At 64.1% G+C, this 16,812-nt stretch carries 13 protein-coding genes; 12 read left to right on the top strand and 1 reads right to left on the bottom strand.

Translation table 11 applies throughout. The features are described from left to right. Positions 1 to 66 precede the first annotated feature (66 nt). The 10 genes from O4H62_RS15605 (at position 67) to O4H62_RS15560 (ending at position 12,517) form a co-directional block, all read left to right on the top strand. The gene (locus O4H62_RS15605; protein WP_269389489.1) at positions 67 to 1,617 is read left to right on the top strand and encodes a trimethylamine methyltransferase family protein; all 1,551 of its coding nucleotides are present in this window, start codon (positions 67 to 69) and stop codon (positions 1,615 to 1,617) included. Positions 1,618 to 1,627: 10 nt separating this feature from the next. Further along, on the top strand, positions 1,628 to 3,064 hold the full coding sequence (locus O4H62_RS15600) for an aldehyde dehydrogenase family protein (RefSeq protein WP_269389206.1): 1,437 nt from the start codon (positions 1,628 to 1,630) through the stop codon (positions 3,062 to 3,064). 42 nt (positions 3,065 to 3,106) lie between these two features. Then, positions 3,107 to 4,006, top strand: coding sequence for an NAD(P)-dependent oxidoreductase (locus O4H62_RS15595; protein WP_430538442.1), 900 nt, complete (start codon positions 3,107 to 3,109; stop codon positions 4,004 to 4,006). Positions 4,007 to 4,126: 120 nt separating this feature from the next. Then, positions 4,127 to 5,272: a site-2 protease family protein gene (locus tag O4H62_RS15590; RefSeq protein ID WP_269389205.1), complete on the top strand. Its 1,146-nt coding sequence runs from the start codon at positions 4,127 to 4,129 to the stop codon at positions 5,270 to 5,272. A gap of 88 nt (positions 5,273 to 5,360) precedes the next feature. Further along, positions 5,361 to 6,659 carry a glycosyltransferase gene (locus O4H62_RS15585; RefSeq protein ID WP_269389204.1) on the top strand — a complete coding sequence of 433 codons (1,299 nt, stop codon included), beginning with the start codon at positions 5,361 to 5,363 and terminating at the stop codon, positions 6,657 to 6,659. Next, positions 6,652 to 7,335 (top strand): lysophospholipid acyltransferase family protein, encoded by a 684-nt coding sequence (locus tag O4H62_RS15580; RefSeq protein ID WP_269389203.1) that lies wholly within the window; start codon positions 6,652 to 6,654, stop codon positions 7,333 to 7,335. The genes O4H62_RS15585 and O4H62_RS15580 overlap by 8 nt, the downstream gene beginning before the upstream one ends. A gap of 166 nt (positions 7,336 to 7,501) precedes the next feature. After that, the gene (locus O4H62_RS15575; RefSeq protein ID WP_269389201.1) at positions 7,502 to 8,533 is read left to right on the top strand and encodes a BMP family lipoprotein; all 1,032 of its coding nucleotides are present in this window, start codon (positions 7,502 to 7,504) and stop codon (positions 8,531 to 8,533) included. Positions 8,534 to 8,595: 62 nt separating this feature from the next. Beyond that, on the top strand, positions 8,596 to 10,107 hold the full coding sequence (locus O4H62_RS15570) for an ABC transporter ATP-binding protein (protein ID WP_269389199.1): 1,512 nt from the start codon (positions 8,596 to 8,598) through the stop codon (positions 10,105 to 10,107). Continuing rightward, entirely contained in the window at positions 10,104 to 11,240 is a 1,137-nt protein-coding gene (locus tag O4H62_RS15565; RefSeq protein WP_269389198.1) for an ABC transporter permease, read from the top strand. Before O4H62_RS15570 ends, O4H62_RS15565 begins: the two co-directional genes overlap by 4 nt. Positions 11,241 to 11,245: 5 nt before the next feature. Continuing rightward, positions 11,246 to 12,517: an ABC transporter permease gene (locus tag O4H62_RS15560; RefSeq protein ID WP_269389197.1), complete on the top strand. Its 1,272-nt coding sequence runs from the start codon at positions 11,246 to 11,248 to the stop codon at positions 12,515 to 12,517. 51 nt (positions 12,518 to 12,568) lie between these two features. On the opposite strand, the gene O4H62_RS15555 is transcribed toward O4H62_RS15560, so the two are convergent. Further along, positions 12,569 to 13,243 carry an IclR family transcriptional regulator gene (locus tag O4H62_RS15555; RefSeq protein ID WP_269389196.1) on the bottom strand — a complete coding sequence of 225 codons (675 nt, stop codon included), beginning with the start codon at positions 13,241 to 13,243 and terminating at the stop codon, positions 12,569 to 12,571. 92 nt (positions 13,244 to 13,335) lie between these two features. Between O4H62_RS15555 and O4H62_RS15550 the strand changes: the two genes are divergently transcribed. Both O4H62_RS15550 and O4H62_RS15545 read left to right on the top strand, forming a co-directional pair. After that, positions 13,336 to 15,675 (top strand): cytochrome P450/oxidoreductase, encoded by a 2,340-nt coding sequence (locus O4H62_RS15550; protein WP_269389195.1) that lies wholly within the window; start codon positions 13,336 to 13,338, stop codon positions 15,673 to 15,675. An 87-nt stretch (positions 15,676 to 15,762) separates the two neighbouring features. Beyond that, positions 15,763 to 16,773: a glycosyltransferase family 4 protein gene (locus O4H62_RS15545; protein WP_269389194.1), complete on the top strand. Its 1,011-nt coding sequence runs from the start codon at positions 15,763 to 15,765 to the stop codon at positions 16,771 to 16,773. Positions 16,774 to 16,812 lie beyond the last annotated feature (39 nt).

The following is a 16,812-nucleotide window of genomic DNA, read 5'->3' as shown; positions in this document are numbered from 1 at the left end:
GCTTCGGACCTCCTGGAGACCGCGATGGAACCCGTAATCGAACCTGCAATTGACCCCGTGGCAGAAATGCCGATCGTACCGCCAGTTCTCGAAAGGCAGGGCCGCCGCTCTGGTGGCCGTGCCGGGCGTGTCGCCGTCAGGACGGCGCCACTGGCCGAAAACCTGAGGCCGATCCGGCCGGGCATGAGCGGCGGGCAGTACTCGCCGCTGACGGATGCGAATGTGCTTCGCATTCACGAAGCCGCACTTGATGCGCTGGAAACCATCGGCCTGTCGCAGGCTCCGCCCTCGGGCGTCGAGATCATGACCCGGGCCGGGGCGATCCTCGGCGATGACGGGCGGTTGAGGTTCCCGCGCGCCCTGGTCGAAGACATGCTGGCGCTGGCCAAGAAGGATCTCGTGCTGTTTGGCCGAGACCCGAAATTCGATCTCGACCTGTCGGGAACACGGGTGCATTTCGGCACGGCAGGTGCGGCCGTTCATGTGGTCGACGTCGAAAAGCGCGAGTACCGGGAATCCACGGCGCAGGACCTCTATGACGCGGCGCGGCTGACCCATGCGCTCGACAATGTGCATTTCTTCCAGCGCGCCATGGTCTGCCGCGATGTCGTCGACAATTTCGAGATGGACATCAACACGCTCTATGCCTGCTGCGCCGGCACGACCAAGCATGTCGGCACCAGCTTCTCCGATCCGTCGCATTTCGAAGGCTGCATGGATCTCATTCACATGATCTCCGGCGGCGAAGCCAACTGGCGGGCGCGGCCGTTCGTGTCCAATTCCAACTGCTTCGTGGTTCCTCCGATGAAATTCGCGGAAGAGAGCTGCATCACCATGGAGAAGTGCATTCGCGCCGGCATGCCGGTGCTGCTGCTTTCGGCCGGGCAGGCGGGCGCCACGGCGCCGGCACCGCTCGCCACCGCGATCGTGCAGGCCGTGGCCGAATGCCTCGCCGGCGTTGTCTATGTCAACGCCATGGCGCCGGGCCATCCGGCGGTGTTCGGCACATGGCCGTTCGTCTCCGATCTGCGGTCCGGCGCGATGTCCGGCGGATCGGGCGAGCAGGCGCTGCTGACGGCGGGCTGCGCCCAGATGCACCGCTTCTACGGACTGCCCGGCGGGGCGGCGGCGGGGATTGCGGATTCCAAGCTGCCCGACATGCAGGCGGGATGGGAGCAGGCGATCTCCAACACCATGGCCGGACTGAGCGGTCTCAACATGGTCTATGAGGCGGTCGGCATGCATGCCTCGCTCCTAGGCTTCTGCCTTGAATCGCTGGTGCTGGGCGACGATCTGCTGGGCCAGGTGCTGCGCTGCGTGCGCGGCATCGACGTCACCGAGGACAGCGTCAGCCTGGAAGCGATGCGGGAAGTGTGCCTGGAAGGCCCCGGTCATTACCTCGGGCACCCGCAAACCTTGAGCGTGATGCAGACCGAATATGTCTATCCGGCGGTGGCCGACCGCACCAGCCCGAAGGAATGGGCTGAACTCGGCAAGCCGGATCTGATACAAAAGGCCATCGAGAGGAAGAACCGGATTCTTTCGCAATCCACGGGGCCTTTGTTCGATCCTGCCACCGACGCGGCGATCCGGGCGGCCTTCAACATCTATGTGTGAGGTTTGATCGATGGCCGATTACGGCAATCTCGGACGGTTCTATATCAATGGCGGGTGGGTCGCACCTTCTCAAGGCGCGACGCTGATCGACGTGATCAACCCGGCGACGGAAGAGAGCGTGGCGAAAGTGCCGCTTGGCACATCCGCCGATGCGGTAAAGGCAATCGCCGCGGCGCGGGCAGCGTTCCCGGGCTTCAGCGCTTGGAGTGCGGCCGACAGGCTCGCGCTTCTGGGGCGGATCCGCGACGCCTATGAATCCCGGCTTGACGAGATTGCCGAGGCGATCAGCACCGAAATGGGCGCGCCGCTGAAAATGGCGCGTTCCGACCAGGCCTGGTCCGGGCTCGGCCACATCGAAGCGACCATGACCGCGCTCAAGGATTTTGTGTTTGAGGAAAAACGCGGCTCGACGCTGATCGTGCACGAAGCCATCGGGGTCGCCGGGCTGATCACGCCCTGGAACTGGCCGATGAACCAGATCGCCTGCAAGGTGGCGCCGGCGCTGGCAGCGGGCTGCACGGTAGTGCTCAAGCCGAGCGAGATCGCGCCGCTGAGCGGCATCCTGTTCGCCGAGGTCCTGCACGAGGCCGGCGTTCCGGCCGGCGTGTTCAACCTGGTCAATGGCGACGGGCCGGGTGTCGGGCAGGTTCTCAGTTCCCATCCCGACATCGACATCGTCTCGTTCACGGGTTCGACGCGGGCAGGCATTCTGGTGGCAAAATCTGCGGCCGATACGGTCAAGCGGGTGGCGCAGGAGCTCGGCGGAAAATCGCCCAATCTCATCCTGGCGGACGCCGATCTCCAATCCGCGGTGGCCAATGGCGTGACCGGATGCTTCGGCAACAGCGGCCAGTCCTGCGATGCGCCGACGCGGATGCTGGTGCCGCGCGACCGTCATGAGGAAGCGCTCGCCATTGCCAAAAAGGCAGCCGAGGAACTGGCGACCGGGGATCCGCGCGATCCGCAGACCAACCTTGGACCGGTGATCAGCCAGGTCCAGTATGACAAGATCCAGGGCCTGATCGCATCGGGGATCCAGGACGGGGCGATCCTGGTGACCGGCGGGCGCGACCGGCCGGAAGGGCTCGACCGCGGCTATTATGTCAGGCCGACGGTGTTTGGCGGCGTGACGCGAGACATGCGTATCGCACGCGAGGAGATCTTCGGCCCGGTGCTGTCGATCATGCCTTATGACACCGAGGAAGAGGCCATCGAGATCGCCAACGACACGGTCTACGGGCTTGCCGCCTATGTGCAATCGGGCGATCTGGAGCATGCGCGCAAGGTCGCGCTGCAGATGCGCGCCGGCCAGGTGCATATCAATTATCCCGACTGGGATCTGTTCGCGCCTTTCGGCGGCTACAAGCAATCGGGCAACGGCCGCGAATATGCCGACTGGGGCATGCACGATTATCTCGAGACCAAGGCGCTGATCGGCCACGGCTGACGGCGCCCGCTCTCCCCCGCCATCTCTCTGAAGGTCATTCTCATGCGCTACGGTTTCATCGGTCTTGGCAATCTCGGCGGACATCTGGCGGCGAGCCTGCTGAAAGCGGGCTTTGAGGTCACGGTCAATGACCTCGATCCCTCGCTTGGCAAGCGCCATGTCGACATGGGCGGCGCCTGGGCCGCGACACCGGCGGAGCTGGCTCGCGAGTGCGACGCCATCGTCACCTGCCTGCCGTCGCCGGCGGTTTCGGAGAAGGTTCTCAAGAAGGTGCTGACGACGGCGAAATCGGGCGCCACCTGGATCGAGATGTCGACACTCGGCCGCGACGAGATCCTCCGGCTGGGTGCAATCGCCGCCGAAAAGGGCGTGCGCACCATGGAACTGCCGGTGACCGGCGGCGTTCACCTGGCGGCGCAGGGCCAGATCACCATGCTGGCGGGCGGCGACAAGGACCTGTTCGACCTGCATCTGCCGGCGCTTCAGGCGATGGGAAACCAGATCTTCCACATGGGGCCGCTCGGCAATTCCTCGATCATCAAGGTGATCACCAACATGCTGGCCTTCATTCATCTGAAGGCCTGCGGCGAGGCGCTGATGCTGGCCAAGCGCGGCGGTCTCGATCTCGGCCAGGCCTGGGCGGCGATCAAGGCGTCGTCGGGCAATTCCTTCGTGCACGAGACCGAGGGAGCGCTGATTCTGAACGGTTCCTACGACATTGCCTTCAACATCGACCTGGCGCTCAAGGATCTCGGCTTCGCCATGGAGTTCGGACGCGAATTCGGGGTGCCGCTGGAGCTGGCCTCGATGACGGAGCAGACCTATGTCGAGGCCAAGGCCGCCTATGGCGGAAACGCCCAGTCGCCGATGATCGCCAAGCTGCTCGAAGACCGGCTCGGCACCGACCTGCGCGCACCGGGGTTCCCCGCACGGCTCGAATAGCTCGGACCGGACCGGCCTTCACCTCCGCCGTCGTCGGGTGGGGGGAATGACGTGGATCAATACCTTCTGCCGCCGCCTGAGGCATGATGGCGTCGCCCTACCGGTCAGTCAGGAGGCCTCATGTTCAAGAATGCAGTGCAACTGTTCGAGATCTTTGACTTCAAGCTGAAGGTCGATCCCAGCTGGCTGCTGATCGCGGCGCTGATCGTCTGGAGCCTGTCGACCTCCTATTTCCCCGAAGCCCTGCCAGGCGAGACCGCGGGGCTCTACACGGTGCTCGGGATTTTCGCGATGCTCGGCATGTTCGTCTCGCTGATCCTGCACGAGCTGTCTCATTCTCTGGTGGCGCGATCGTATGGGCTTAAGGTCGGCGGCATTACGCTCTTCATCTTCGGCGGTGTTGCCGAGCTCGAGGAAGAGCCGCACGATCCGAAGTCGGAGTTCCTGATCGCCATTGCCGGGCCGCTGATGAGCCTGTTGCTGGCGGCGCTGTTTTATGGCGCCTCGGCGCTGGGCGATGCGCAATCGGGGGCCAGCCTCGCCGGCGCCGTGTTCGGCTACCTGGCGCTGATCAACCTGGTGCTGGCCGTATTCAACATGGTCCCGGCATTTCCGCTCGATGGCGGCCGGGTGTTCAGGGCCGTGATCTGGGGGGTGACGCAGGATCTTCTGAAGGCGACGCGGATTTCGAGCCGCATTGGCTTGGTGTTCGGGCTGTTTCTGATGCTCACCGGCGCGCTCGCCGTGTTCACCGGCGGTGGTGTCGGCGGTTTCTGGCAGATCCTGATCGGTTTCTTCATCCTCAATGCCTCCAACGGCAGCTACCAGAACCTCTTGGTCAAGACCGCGTTGCGCGGCAAGACCGCCAGACAGCTGATGAGCCGGACGGTTCACGCCGTCGACGCCACGGCATCCATCGCAGAGCTGGTCGACGATGTGATGCTGCGCCACGGAGTCAGTTTCGTTCCGGTGCTTTCGGGCGATGCGCTCAAGGGATATGTCGATACGGCGGCCGTGCGCAGCGTTGCCAGGGAAAACTGGGCTTCCCGGTCGGTCCTTGACATCACGGTGCCTGCGGAAGCCGACAATACGGTTGCAACGGATACGCCGCTCAATGAAGTATTCAGGCGGATGACGACCAACACAAGGCGCAAGCTGATGGTTGTCGAGGGCCGGCGCCTGGTGGGGGTGATCTCGCTTTCTGATCTGATGCATCACCTGGCGCTGGAGCAGGAGATCGGGACCGAGTTCAGGGCCGGCGGCTGAGGGTCGCCGTCATTTCGTTTGCGGAATGCATGCCCGGTCCCGGGCCGTTGATGCGATTGCCGGCTGTGGCAAAGTCAAAGCAGGGCGGATGATGAAGATACTGATGTTCACCAATACCTACACGCCGCATGTCGGCGGCGTGGCACGCAGTGTCAGCGAACTGGCGGCGGGGTTGCGGCGGGTCGGCGACGAGGTGCTGGTCGTGGCGCCCGAATATGGAAACATGGCAATCGAGGAGCCCGGGGTCCGGCGGATACCGGCGGTGCAGAACTTCGCGGGAAGCGACTTCTCCATGCCGCTGCCGCTTTCTCCCGGCCTTGCCGAGGCAACGGAAGCCTTCGATCCCGACATCATCCACAGCCACCATCCGTTTCTGCTCGGCGATACGGCGTTGCGGACGGCCAGCCTTCTCGATGTGCCCGTCGTCTTCACGCATCACACCCGTTACGAGCTTTACGGTCACTATGTGGCGCAGGATTCAGAGCTGCTGAAGCGCCTGGCGCTCAGCCTTTCGCTCGGCTATTGCGACCTCTGCGACGGAGTGATCGCGCCGAGCCGGAGCATTGCGGAATTTCTCGCCGATCACGGTGTCAGCACGCCTGTGAGCGTTGTGCCGACGGGGGTCGATGTATCCTGCTTTGCCGCAGGGGAACGCGCGCGCGGCCGCTCGTGCCTGTCCGTTCCCGACGGCGTCTTTCTCGCTGGGCATGTCGGGCGGTTGGCGCCGGAGAAAAATCTCGCCTTTCTGGCTGAAGCCTTTGTAAAGTTTCTGCGCCGGAATTCCAAAGCGCATGTGCTCGTCGTCGGCGACGGACCATCCCGGCCGGAGATGCAGCGGACGCTTGAAAGAGAGGGCATGGGCCATCGCGCGCATTTTGCCGGCGTGTTGAAAGGCGGTGCTCTTGCCGACGCTTACGCGGCCATGGATGTCTTCGCGTTCTCCTCGTTTTCTGAAACCCAGGGACTGGTGCTGGTGGAGGCGATGACGACCGGGAGCCCGGTGGTGGCGCTGGACGCGCCCGGCGCGCGGGATGTGGTGACGGACCGGCTCAACGGCCGTTTGCTTGACGCGGATACAGATGTGGCGGGGTTTGCCGCAGCGCTCGAGGAGCTTGCGACGGCCGGGGAAAGCCATCGACAGGCGATGCGCCGCGCCGCGCTGGAGACCGCCGCCGACTACGCGATCGACAAGACCGTCGCGCGAACCCGGGACTATTACCGACGGATACTCTCGGGCAACCGGAGCCAGGTCGCCGAAGCCGACAGTCTCTGGGCCCGCGCCAGGCGATCGCTTGCGCGGGAAATGGAAATTCTCGGAAACTTTGCCTATGCGGCGGCGGACGCCATTCTGCCGGATGACGATGGAAAGCCGGACAAGCATGGCTGAACGCATCCGGAAGATCGCGACCTCGATTGGTGTCCGGCTCGTTGCCGGTGCCTTTGTCGCGATCCTTCGGATATGGAGCGCTTCGCTTCGCAAGGACACGAGTCAGCTTGACAGGCTGGACCGCTACATCGCCGAGGGGCATCAGGTGCTGGCGGTTTTCTGGCACGGCAAGTACCTGCCGCTGTTTCCGTTGGCAAAAGGCAAGAACGCGATCGTCATTACCGTGAACTCGTTTCGCGGCCGGGTGATCGGAGAGATCTGCAAGCGCTTCGGCTACCGGCCGGTCCTGCTTCCCACGGATGCGAACTCGCATGGGTTTCCCGAGCTGGTGAGACAGGTGAAGGAGAGCGCCAGCCTGCTCGCGCTGGCCCTCGACGGTCCCAGCGGCCCACAACACCGCATCCGTTCGGGTGCGCTTACGCTCAGCGCCCTTCACGGCGTGGTGCTGGCGCCCATCGGCGTGGCCAGTTCGCGCAAGATCGTGATGAGATCCCGCTGGGACAGGCGGGAGGCGCCGTTGCCGTTTTCCCGCGTTGCCGTGGCGGTCGGGGAGATGATCGACCTCTCGCAGGATAAAAACCAGTTAGACGTCAAACAACAGGAGCAGATCGTGCGGGAGAGAATGGATGCGGTTGAACGGGAGGCGGAGTCCATCCTTGATGGGATGAGGCATTAATGGCCTGGTCCGGAGGAATCTTTTCCCTCAATTGACGTATGTCAATGGGACACGACCAACGGGCGGTACTCTCTCTTCCTGACGTTTTGAGAAAATGCCTGCCGGTCCGGTGTCCAGCCAATCGACCGGTCGGACCGTTACCAAGAAACCAAACCTGGAGGTCATCATGAGCATTGTTCGGAACAAGTCTGGCCGCATCGCCGCGGCACTGGCGTTTTTCCTTGCCTCGGCAACGGCGGCATCGGCATTCACCGCGTGTCAGGTCACCGACACCGGCGGCATTGACGACAATAGCTTCAACCAGACGGCGTGGAAGGGTGTCGAGGACGCCAAGGCGCAACTGGGCATCGAGGGCCGCTTTCTCGAGTCCCAGGCCGAAACGGATTACGAGGCCAACATCAACTCACTGCTCGGCGGCGACTGCGACGTGATCATCACCGTCGGCTTTCTGCTCGGCGACGCCACCAAGACAGCGGCGGAAGCCAATCCGGACCAGAAATTCTCGATCGTCGATTTTGCCTACGATCCGGCGGTTCCGAACATTCTGGGGCAGGTCTATGCGACCGATGAGGCAGCGTTCATGGCTGGCTATCTGGCTGCCGGGATGTCCAAGACCGGTGTGCTGGGTGTCTTTGGCGGCATCAACATTCCGCCGGTGACGATCTTCATGGATGGCTTCCATGCCGGCGCTGCCTACTACAACGAAAAGAAGGGCACTTCGGTCAGCGTTCTGGGCTGGGACCCGAAGACCCGCGAAGGGCTGTTCACCAACAATTTCGATTCCCTCGACGACGGCCGGGCCTTCGCGCAGAACCTCTACGATGAAGGCGCCGATATCATTGTTCCGGTCGCCGGTCCTGTCGGCCTCGGTTCGGCCACGCTGGCATCCGAGCTTGGTGCGGACAAGCTGAAGATCATTGGCGTCGATGCCGATCTGGTCCTCACCGATCCCGAACACAAGGAAATATACCTGACCTCCATCACCAAGCGGATGGATGCGACGGTGTTCGATGTGATCAAGCAGGTCATGGACGGCAAGTTTGAAGGCGGCATTCTTTTGGGGTCGCTGGAGAATGGCGGTGTTGATCTGGCTCCATTCCACGAGATGGAAGATGTGGTACCCGCCGATCTGAAGCAGGAACTCGAAACCATCCGCGCCGGCATTATCGACGGATCGATCACGGTCTCTCCGAAGTAATCCGCTCCGCTGAAAGACTGGCGCAGGGGCTTCCCTGCGCCACAGGACTCAAGGGGTGTGAGATGGATGTCGAACTTCGCGGTATCACCAAGCGTTTCGGGCCGGTGGTGGCCAACTCCGGCGTAAACCTGACGATCCGCAGCGGTGAAGTGCTGGGGCTTCTGGGCGAAAACGGCGCCGGCAAGTCGACGCTCATGAATGTGCTGTGCGGCCTTTACCGTCCCGACGAGGGCGAGATCCTGATCGACGGCAAGCCGGTCAGCTTCGACGGGCCAGGCCAGGCAATCGCAGCCGGCATCGGCATGGTGCATCAGCACTTCATGCTGGTGCCGGTCTTCACCGTGGCCGAGAACGTGGTGCTGGGCGTCGAGCCGACCGGCAGGCTCGACTATCTCGACCTGGGGACGGCGCGGGCCCAGGTGCTCGAGATCCGGGAGAAATATGGCCTTGCGGTCGATCCAGACGCGCTGATTGAAAACCTGCCGGTGGGCGTTCAGCAGCGGGTCGAGATCATCAAGGTGTTGTTCCGTTCCGCGGAGGTGCTGATCCTTGACGAGCCGACGGCGGTGCTGACGCCACAGGAAGTCGAGGAGTTCTTCGAAATCGTCAAATCCCTGCGCGATGCAGGCAAGGCTCTGGTGTTCATCACCCACAAGCTCAACGAGATCCTCGAGATCGCCGACCGGATCAGCGTGCTGCGCGGCGGTGAGATCGTCGGCGAGGGTGATCCGGCGACGGCCACGACGACGGAACTGGCGGAAATGATGGTCGGACGTCCGGTCAGCTTTGACGTGGTCAAGAAAGCTTATGAGCCGGGTCCGGTGCTGATGGAGATCGATGATCTCGTGGTGCTCAACGAGAACGACCAGATATCCGTCGATCACCTGAGCTTTTCGGTCAGGAGCGGTGAAATCGTCGGCATTGCCGGCGTGCAGGGCAACGGACAGACCGCGCTGGTCGAAGCGCTTGCCGGCGTGCGGGAGGCCGCCAGCGGGTCGATTCGCTTTGCCGGTGCGGATATCACCCGCGCCTCGCCGCGGGCACGCCACAGAATGGGCATCGCCCATATTCCCGAGGACCGTCAGCGTGCCGGCATCATTACCGATTTCACCGTGGCCGAGAACATGGTGCTCGACACCTATTATGACGAGAGATTTTCGTCGGGCATGCAGATCCGCTGGGACAAGGTCCAGGAGAGTGCGGCCCGGAACGCCGTGGATTTCGACGTTCGGACGCCCTCGGTGTTTGCCGAAGCCGGGACCCTTTCGGGCGGCAACCAGCAAAAGCTTGTCGTGGCGCGGGAAATGGCGCGCGACACCAGGTTCATGATTGCCGCACAGCCAACCCGCGGTCTCGATGTAGGGTCGATCGAATATATCCACCAGCGGCTGATCGATGCCCGGGACGAGGGGGACGGGGTGTTGATCGTCTCTTCCGAACTTGACGAGATCCTGGCGCTGTCGGACCGCATCCTGGTGATGTTCAAGGGCAGGGTGGTGGCCGAGTTCGACGCCAGCAAGGGCGAGGTCGACAAGAATGCCGTCGGATTGGCGATGGCGGGAGCAGGCGCATGAGCGAGGGAAAGACCGACACTGCCATCCAGAGCCTGCTCAAGCGGGCGGCGCCCGGGCGGCACGAATTCGAAGACCTGGTCATCGTGCCGTTGTTTGCAATCGTTGCGGCATTGGTGCTCGGCGCGTTGACGATGCTGGCGACCAGTGTGGAACCGGCGACAATCGCCAGGTCCTACCTGGCGCTGCTGCAGGGCTCGGTTGGATCGATCAGCGCGATATCGGAGACGCTGACCGCGGCGACGCCGCTCATCCTTGCCGGGCTCGGGCTGGCGCTCGGGTTTCGCGCCGGGCTGTTCAACATCGGCGCGGAAGGCCAGATCCTGATGGGGGGAATGGCGGCGGTGATAACCGGGTTCAGTTTTCCCGGCCTTCCGGTTTTCGTGCTCTTGCCGCTGTGCCTTCTGAGCGGGGCGCTGGCGGGTGCGTTCTATGCGGGGATCGCGGGCTGGCTGCGGGCCGCCACCGGTGCGCACGAGGTGATTTCCACGATCATGCTCAACCTGATTGCCTACCGCCTGATCGATTACATGCTGCGGCTGCCGTTCGTGCAGCGGCCGGGCCGCGCGGATCCCATCTCCAAGTCGGTTCCGGACCACGCGGGGCTGCCGCGATTGCTGGACTGGATCGATCCCAACCTGCGCGTCCATGCCGGCATCTTCCTGGCGCTGGCGGCGGTCTACCTGGTCTACTGGCTTTTGTTCAGGACCAAGATCGGCTTCGAGTTCCGGGCCAGCGGCGCCAATCCGGATGCGGCCCGTTTCGCCGGCATGCGCTCAGGGCTGATCATCGTCCTGGCGATGGCTTCGGCGGGCGCATTGGCAGGGCTTGCCGGTTCGGTGCAGGTGCTCGGTGTACTCGACCGGGTGACACCGGGATTTTCCGCCGGCATCGGGTTCGACGCCATTGCCGTGGCGCTGCTCGGCCGGTCGCATCCGGTCGGCGTGCTGTTCGCCGGGCTGCTGTTTGGCGGGCTTGAGGCAGGCGGCCGGCAGATGCAGGTCGACGCCGGGGTCAGCATCGATCTGATCGGGATCATCCAGGCGCTGATCATTGTCTTCATCGCCGCACCTCTCCTGGTGCGCGCAATATTCCCCTGGGGCTTTCGAAAGCCCGCAACACAACAGGGTAAATAACACTGATGGCGATGACCACCAATACGACTCCGACCTCTTCCTCCGCACTCGATATCGGCAAGCGGAAACATGCCCGGATCGTCGGGGCGGTGTTGATTGCCCTGGCTGTGCTGGTGGGGCTGGTGTTCGGGGCGGGCAGCGACGGCAACGCGGTGTTCCGGCTGTCGCGGCCAAACGATGCGCTCGTGCTGCCCGATCTGAGTGTCCCGGCGATGCAGTTCAACTACATCATTGCCGGTCTCCTGGCGTTCCTCGGTGTGCGCCAGTTCCTGCGTGGCGGCGTCAGGTGGTCGTCGCTGTCGCTTGGCATCGGCCTGGCGCTTGTCGTGGTGACGTTCCTGGTCTGGGCGACGGCCGGCAAGGCGTTCTCGCTCACCGGCATGCTGCAGGCGACGATGGTGCGGGCGGTGCCGATCGCGCTCGGGGGACTGGCCGGCGTGCTATGCGAGCGGGTCGCCGTCGTCAACATCGCGATCGAGGGCATGCTGCTGGCAGGCGCTTTCACGGGCGCGCTGCTGGGATCGGTCTTTGGCGGGATCACCGGACTTGCGGCTGCGGTTGCTGTTGGCGGTCTGTTTGGCTTCATTCTTGCGGCGCTGGTGGTCACCTACCGGATGGACCAGATCATTGCCGGGGTGGTGATCAACCTGTTCGTGCTTGGATTGACGTCCTATGTCAGCAGCCAGGTGTTTCAGGAATACCGGTCCCTGAACAATGCGCCGGTGTTCCGGGCGATCAAGGTTCCGCTTCTGGGCGACATTCCGGTGATCGGGCCGATGCTGTTTTACCAGAACATCTTCGTCTACGGCGCGCTGATCATGGTGGCGGTGGCGACCTATTACCTGTTCTACACCCGCAACGGGCTGAGAGCACGGGCGGTGGGCGAGCATCCGCGGGCCGCCGACACGCTTGGCATCGATGTCTACCGAACCCGCTTCATCCATGTGACGCTCGGCGGCATGGTGGCGGGCTTCGGCGGGGCCTGGTTCACGCTCGGTTCGGTCGGCCGGTTCGACGAGAACATGACCGGCGGGCGGGGCTATATCGGGCTTGCGGCGATGATCTTCGGCCGCTGGCACCCGGTGGGGGCGCTGATGGCGGCGCTGGTGTTCGGGTTTGCCGATTCCATGCAGCAGAAACTGGCGCTGCTGCAGACCCCGATCCCGTCGGAATTCCTGGCCATGGCGCCCTATATCGCGACAATCATCGTCGTTGCCGGCTTCATCGGACGGGCGCGGGCGCCGGCGGCGGATGGCCAGCCCTACATCAAGGAATAGCCGAACGCCGGAGCAGCCGCTTTAAAGGTCATTCGTGCCTTCTGATCGCGGTCAGCCAATGGCGGCGAGGAGCCGGTCGCGGTGGATGAGCACCGCAGCGGTGGCAGCCTCCGTGTCGAGCGCGTGCATGGCGACGACGCCGATGCAGGCTTCCGCACTCAGGCCGGAGCGGTCGGTGCGCGCCAGCGGCGCGGCCACGCCGATGGCGCCTTCCTGCAATTGCCCATGCGTGAGCGCGAAGCCGTCGCGCCGCGCGATCTGCAGCTCCTCCGGGTCGGTGCGCCGTGGCGGGCGCTGCATTGCAATCGCCAGCCCCGCCGCGCCCCTGGTGACGGGGTGCCTGCTGCCGACGCGGTAGGAGACCTTCAGCAGGGGCGCCTCCGGTTCGGCGACCTCGATGGCGACGCATTCGTCGCCCTGGGCGATGCAGAGGAAGGCGGTTCCGCCGCTTGCCTCGGCGAGAGACCTGAGGACCGGCTGCGCCGCGGTGCGCAATTGCGGCTGGTAGCGTTCGCTCAGCGCCACGACGCCGCCGCCGATGCCGATGCGGCCCTCGGGATCGCGGACAACCAGCAGATGTTCCTCGAGCGTTGAAACCAGCCGGTAGGCGATCGCCCGGTGGACGCCAAGCGCCTGGGCGATCTCGGCAATCGACAGGCCCGAGGCCGAACGGGAGACGATTTCCAGGACCTGGAGCCCGCGGGACAGGGTTTGCAGCGTGCTCATGTCATCTCCTCACTGCGGCTTTGTTGACCAGGCGGCCCATGGACGTTACAAATATAGAACATAATGTGCACTATTAGTAAATGGAGCGGAGCATGACGGATCGGCAGCCTGGAACGGAAAACCCTGTGCAGGCGCCGGCCGGTTGTCCGGTCCATGCCGCACCGGGCGGCTGCCCGGTCTCGGCGCAGGCGCAAGCCTTCGATCCGTTCGCCGCCGAGTACCTGGCGAACCCGGCGGAGGCGCTCAAATGGTCGCGCGAGCAGGAGCCGGTGTTCTACAGCCCTGAGCTCGGTTACTGGGTGGTCAGCCGCTACGAGGACGTCAAGGCGGTGTTCCGCGACAACGTCACCTTCTCGCCCTCGATCGCGCTCGAACGGGTGGTGCCGCCGAGCGAGGAGGCGATGGAGAGGCTCAAGCGCTACAATTACCAGATGAACCGGACCCTGGTGAACGAGGACGAGCCGGCGCACATGGAGCGGCGGCGGGTGCTGATGGAGCATTTCCTGCCAGAAAACCTGGCCGCCAAGGAAGACATGATCCGCCGGCTTACCCGCAAGAAGGTCGATGCCTTCGTCGATTCCGGGCGGGCCGACCTGGTCGAAGCGATGCTGTGGGAGATCCCGCTGACGGTGGCGCTGCATTTTCTCGGCGTACCCAAGGAAGACATGGATGCGCTGAAGGAATTCTCGGTCGCGCATACCGTCAACACCTGGGGCAAGCCGTCGCCGGAACAGCAGTTGAAGGTCGCCGATGCCGTCGGCCGGTTCTGGCAATATGCGGGAACCGTGCTCGAGAAGATGCGCAAGGAGCCGGACGGCACCGGCTGGATGCATCACGCCATCCGGATGAACGCGGAAGTCCCGGAAGTCGTCACCGATTCCTACCTGCATTCGATGATGATGGCGATCATCGTCGCCGGGCACGAGACAACCTCGCTGGCCAGCGCCAATGCGCTCAAGCTTCTGCTGTCGGACCGGCTGGTCTGGGAGCGGATCTGCAGGGATCCGGAGCTGATCCCGAACGCCATCGAGGAATGCCTGCGGCTCGAAGGCTCGGTGGTTGCCTGGCGCCGGAGAGCGACCTGCGACACCGAGATTGCCGGCGTGGCGATTCCGGCGGAGGCGAAGCTCCTGATCGTCAGCGCCTCGGCCAACCATGATTCCCGGCATTTCGAGAATGGCGATTTCCTCGACATCTACCGCGACAGCGCCGCCGAGCACCTGACCTTCGGCTATGGCAGCCACCAGTGCATGGGCAAGAATTTCGCACGGCTGGAAATGCGGATCTTCATCGAGGAGTTGTCGCGGCGGCTGCCGCACATGCGGCTCGTCGAGGACCAGCAGTTCAGCTACCTGCCGAACCTCGCCTTCCGGGGACCGCAACAGCTCCTGGTCGAATGGGATCCGGCGCTCAATCCGGAACGGTCCGATCCCGCGCTCGTCGAGCGCCGTGTCTCGTTTCCCATCGGCGCGCCGTCGAGCAAGGAGATCGCCCGCACTGTTCGCGTCGCCGATATCACGACCGGCGCGGAGGGGACCAGGATCCTGCATCTGGAAGACCCGGACGGGCTTGCCCTGCCGGCCTGGAGCCCGGGCGCGCATGTCGACCTGGTTGCCGGCGAATTCTCGCGCAAATATTCTCTGTGCGGCACCCCGTCGGACCCTCGTTACACGATCGCCGTGCTGCGGGAAGAGGAAGGCCGCGGCGGTTCGCGCTTCATCCATGACCAGGTGACAAAGGGCATGACCCTGCGGCTGCGCGGGCCGAAGAATTATTTCCGGCTCGAGGAAGAGGCGGACCGTCACGTGCTGATCGCAGGCGGCATCGGCATCACCCCGATCGTCGCCATGGCCGACCGGCTAAAACAGCTCGACCGGGACTACAAGGTGCATTATTGCGGCCGGTCGCGCGGCGCGATGGCCTTTGCCGATAGGCTCATCGAAGACCATGGCGGCCGCGTTGTGCTGCATGTCTCGGACGAGGGAGGCCGGGCCGACCTCGCCGGGATCGTCGCGGAATGCGGCGCTACAGGGGCGCGCATTCACGCCTGCGGGCCTGCCCGGCTGCTCGATGCGCTCAGCGAACTGTGCGCCGATCTGCCGGAGGGCACGCTGCGCAGCGAGCTGTTTGTCAGCGAGGCTTCCGGTGCGGCGAAGCCCGGCGATGTGGCCTTCGAAGTCGAGCTCGAGGATTCGGATCTCCATCTCAGCGTGCCTGCCGGACAGACCTTGCTCGAGGTGGTCCGCGCGGCGGGCATCGATGTGCCGAGCGATTGCGAAGAGGGGCTCTGCGGCAGTTGCGAGGTGCGGGTGCTCGAAGGCGGTGTCGATCATCGCGACCGGGTGCTGTCGGCGTCCGAACGCGCCGAGGGCGGACGGATGATGGCCTGCTGCTCGCGGGCGTCGGGACAGAAGCTGCGGCTGGCGCTCTGATTTCTCCTGAAATGTTGCTCGCCGGTCCCGGTGCGATTATCAGGGGATGAACGCTTCTTACTGTCCAATCGCCCAGGCGGAACGGTGATGCCCAAACTGCTGATTGTCACCGACGCCTGGCGCCCGCAGATCAACGGCGTGGTGCGGTCGATCGAGAACCTGGTGCGCGAGCTCGAAAGCTTCGACATCGAGGTCGACATTCTCTCGCCGGCGGAGTTCCGGACGATTCCGTTGCCGGGCTATCCGGAGATCCGTTTGGCGCTGACAACGCCGGGCCGGGTTGCCCGCCGGATCGAGGCGTCCAATCCGGATTTCATCCAGATCGCCACCGAAGGTCCGCTCGGACTGCTTGGCAGACGGGCCGCGCTCAGGCGCAACGGGTTTACGTCGAGCTACCACACGCGGTTTCCCGAATATGTCTCGGCGCGCTATCCGGTTCCCGAAAGCTGGCTCTACCGTTTCATGCGCTGGTTTCACAATGCGGGGCGCGGCTGCATGGTGGCGACGGAGAGCCTGCGGGCCGAACTCGAGGCGAAGGGGTTCACCAACCTGCATATCTGGTCGCGGGGCGTGGATACGGAGCTGTTTCATCCCGGCTATCCGGAGCCTCTCGATCTGCCCCGTCCGGTGTTCGTCCACGTGGGGCGGATGGCGGTCGAGAAGAACGTCGAAACGTTTCTCGCCATGGACCTGCCTGGAGCCAAGCTGGTGGTCGGCGACGGCCCGATGCTCGAGGATTTCAAGGCACGCTATCCCGAGGCCACTTTCACCGGCGCAAAATCCGGGGCTGAACTTGCGGCGCTATATGCGATGGGCGACGTTTTCGTGTTTCCGTCTCTGACCGATACGTTCGGCCTGGTGGTGCTCGAAGCGCTGGCGTCGGGCGTGCCGGTTGCAGCCTACCCGGTCACCGGCCCGAAGGACATCATCGGCCAAAGCGGCGCGGGCGTCGTCGACGCGGATCTGCGCCAGGCCGCGCTTGCCTGCCTCGAGCTTTCCGGCGACGCGGCGCGTGCCCGGGCGCTTGAGTTTTCCTGGCCGGCCTGCGCCCGGCAGTTCCTGGATGCCACTTATGAAAGCTACGGCGTCACGCGCTAACGTACATGCATTGTTTCAAAGTCCTGCAGCGTCCTTTGG

Source organism: Parahoeflea alexandrii, from assembly GCF_027214025.1.
Classification (GTDB): Bacteria; Pseudomonadota; Alphaproteobacteria; order Rhizobiales; family Rhizobiaceae; genus Hoeflea; species Hoeflea alexandrii_A.
The sequence above is the reverse complement of the archived record's forward strand: the minus strand, read 5'-3'. Positions and strand labels throughout refer to the sequence as shown.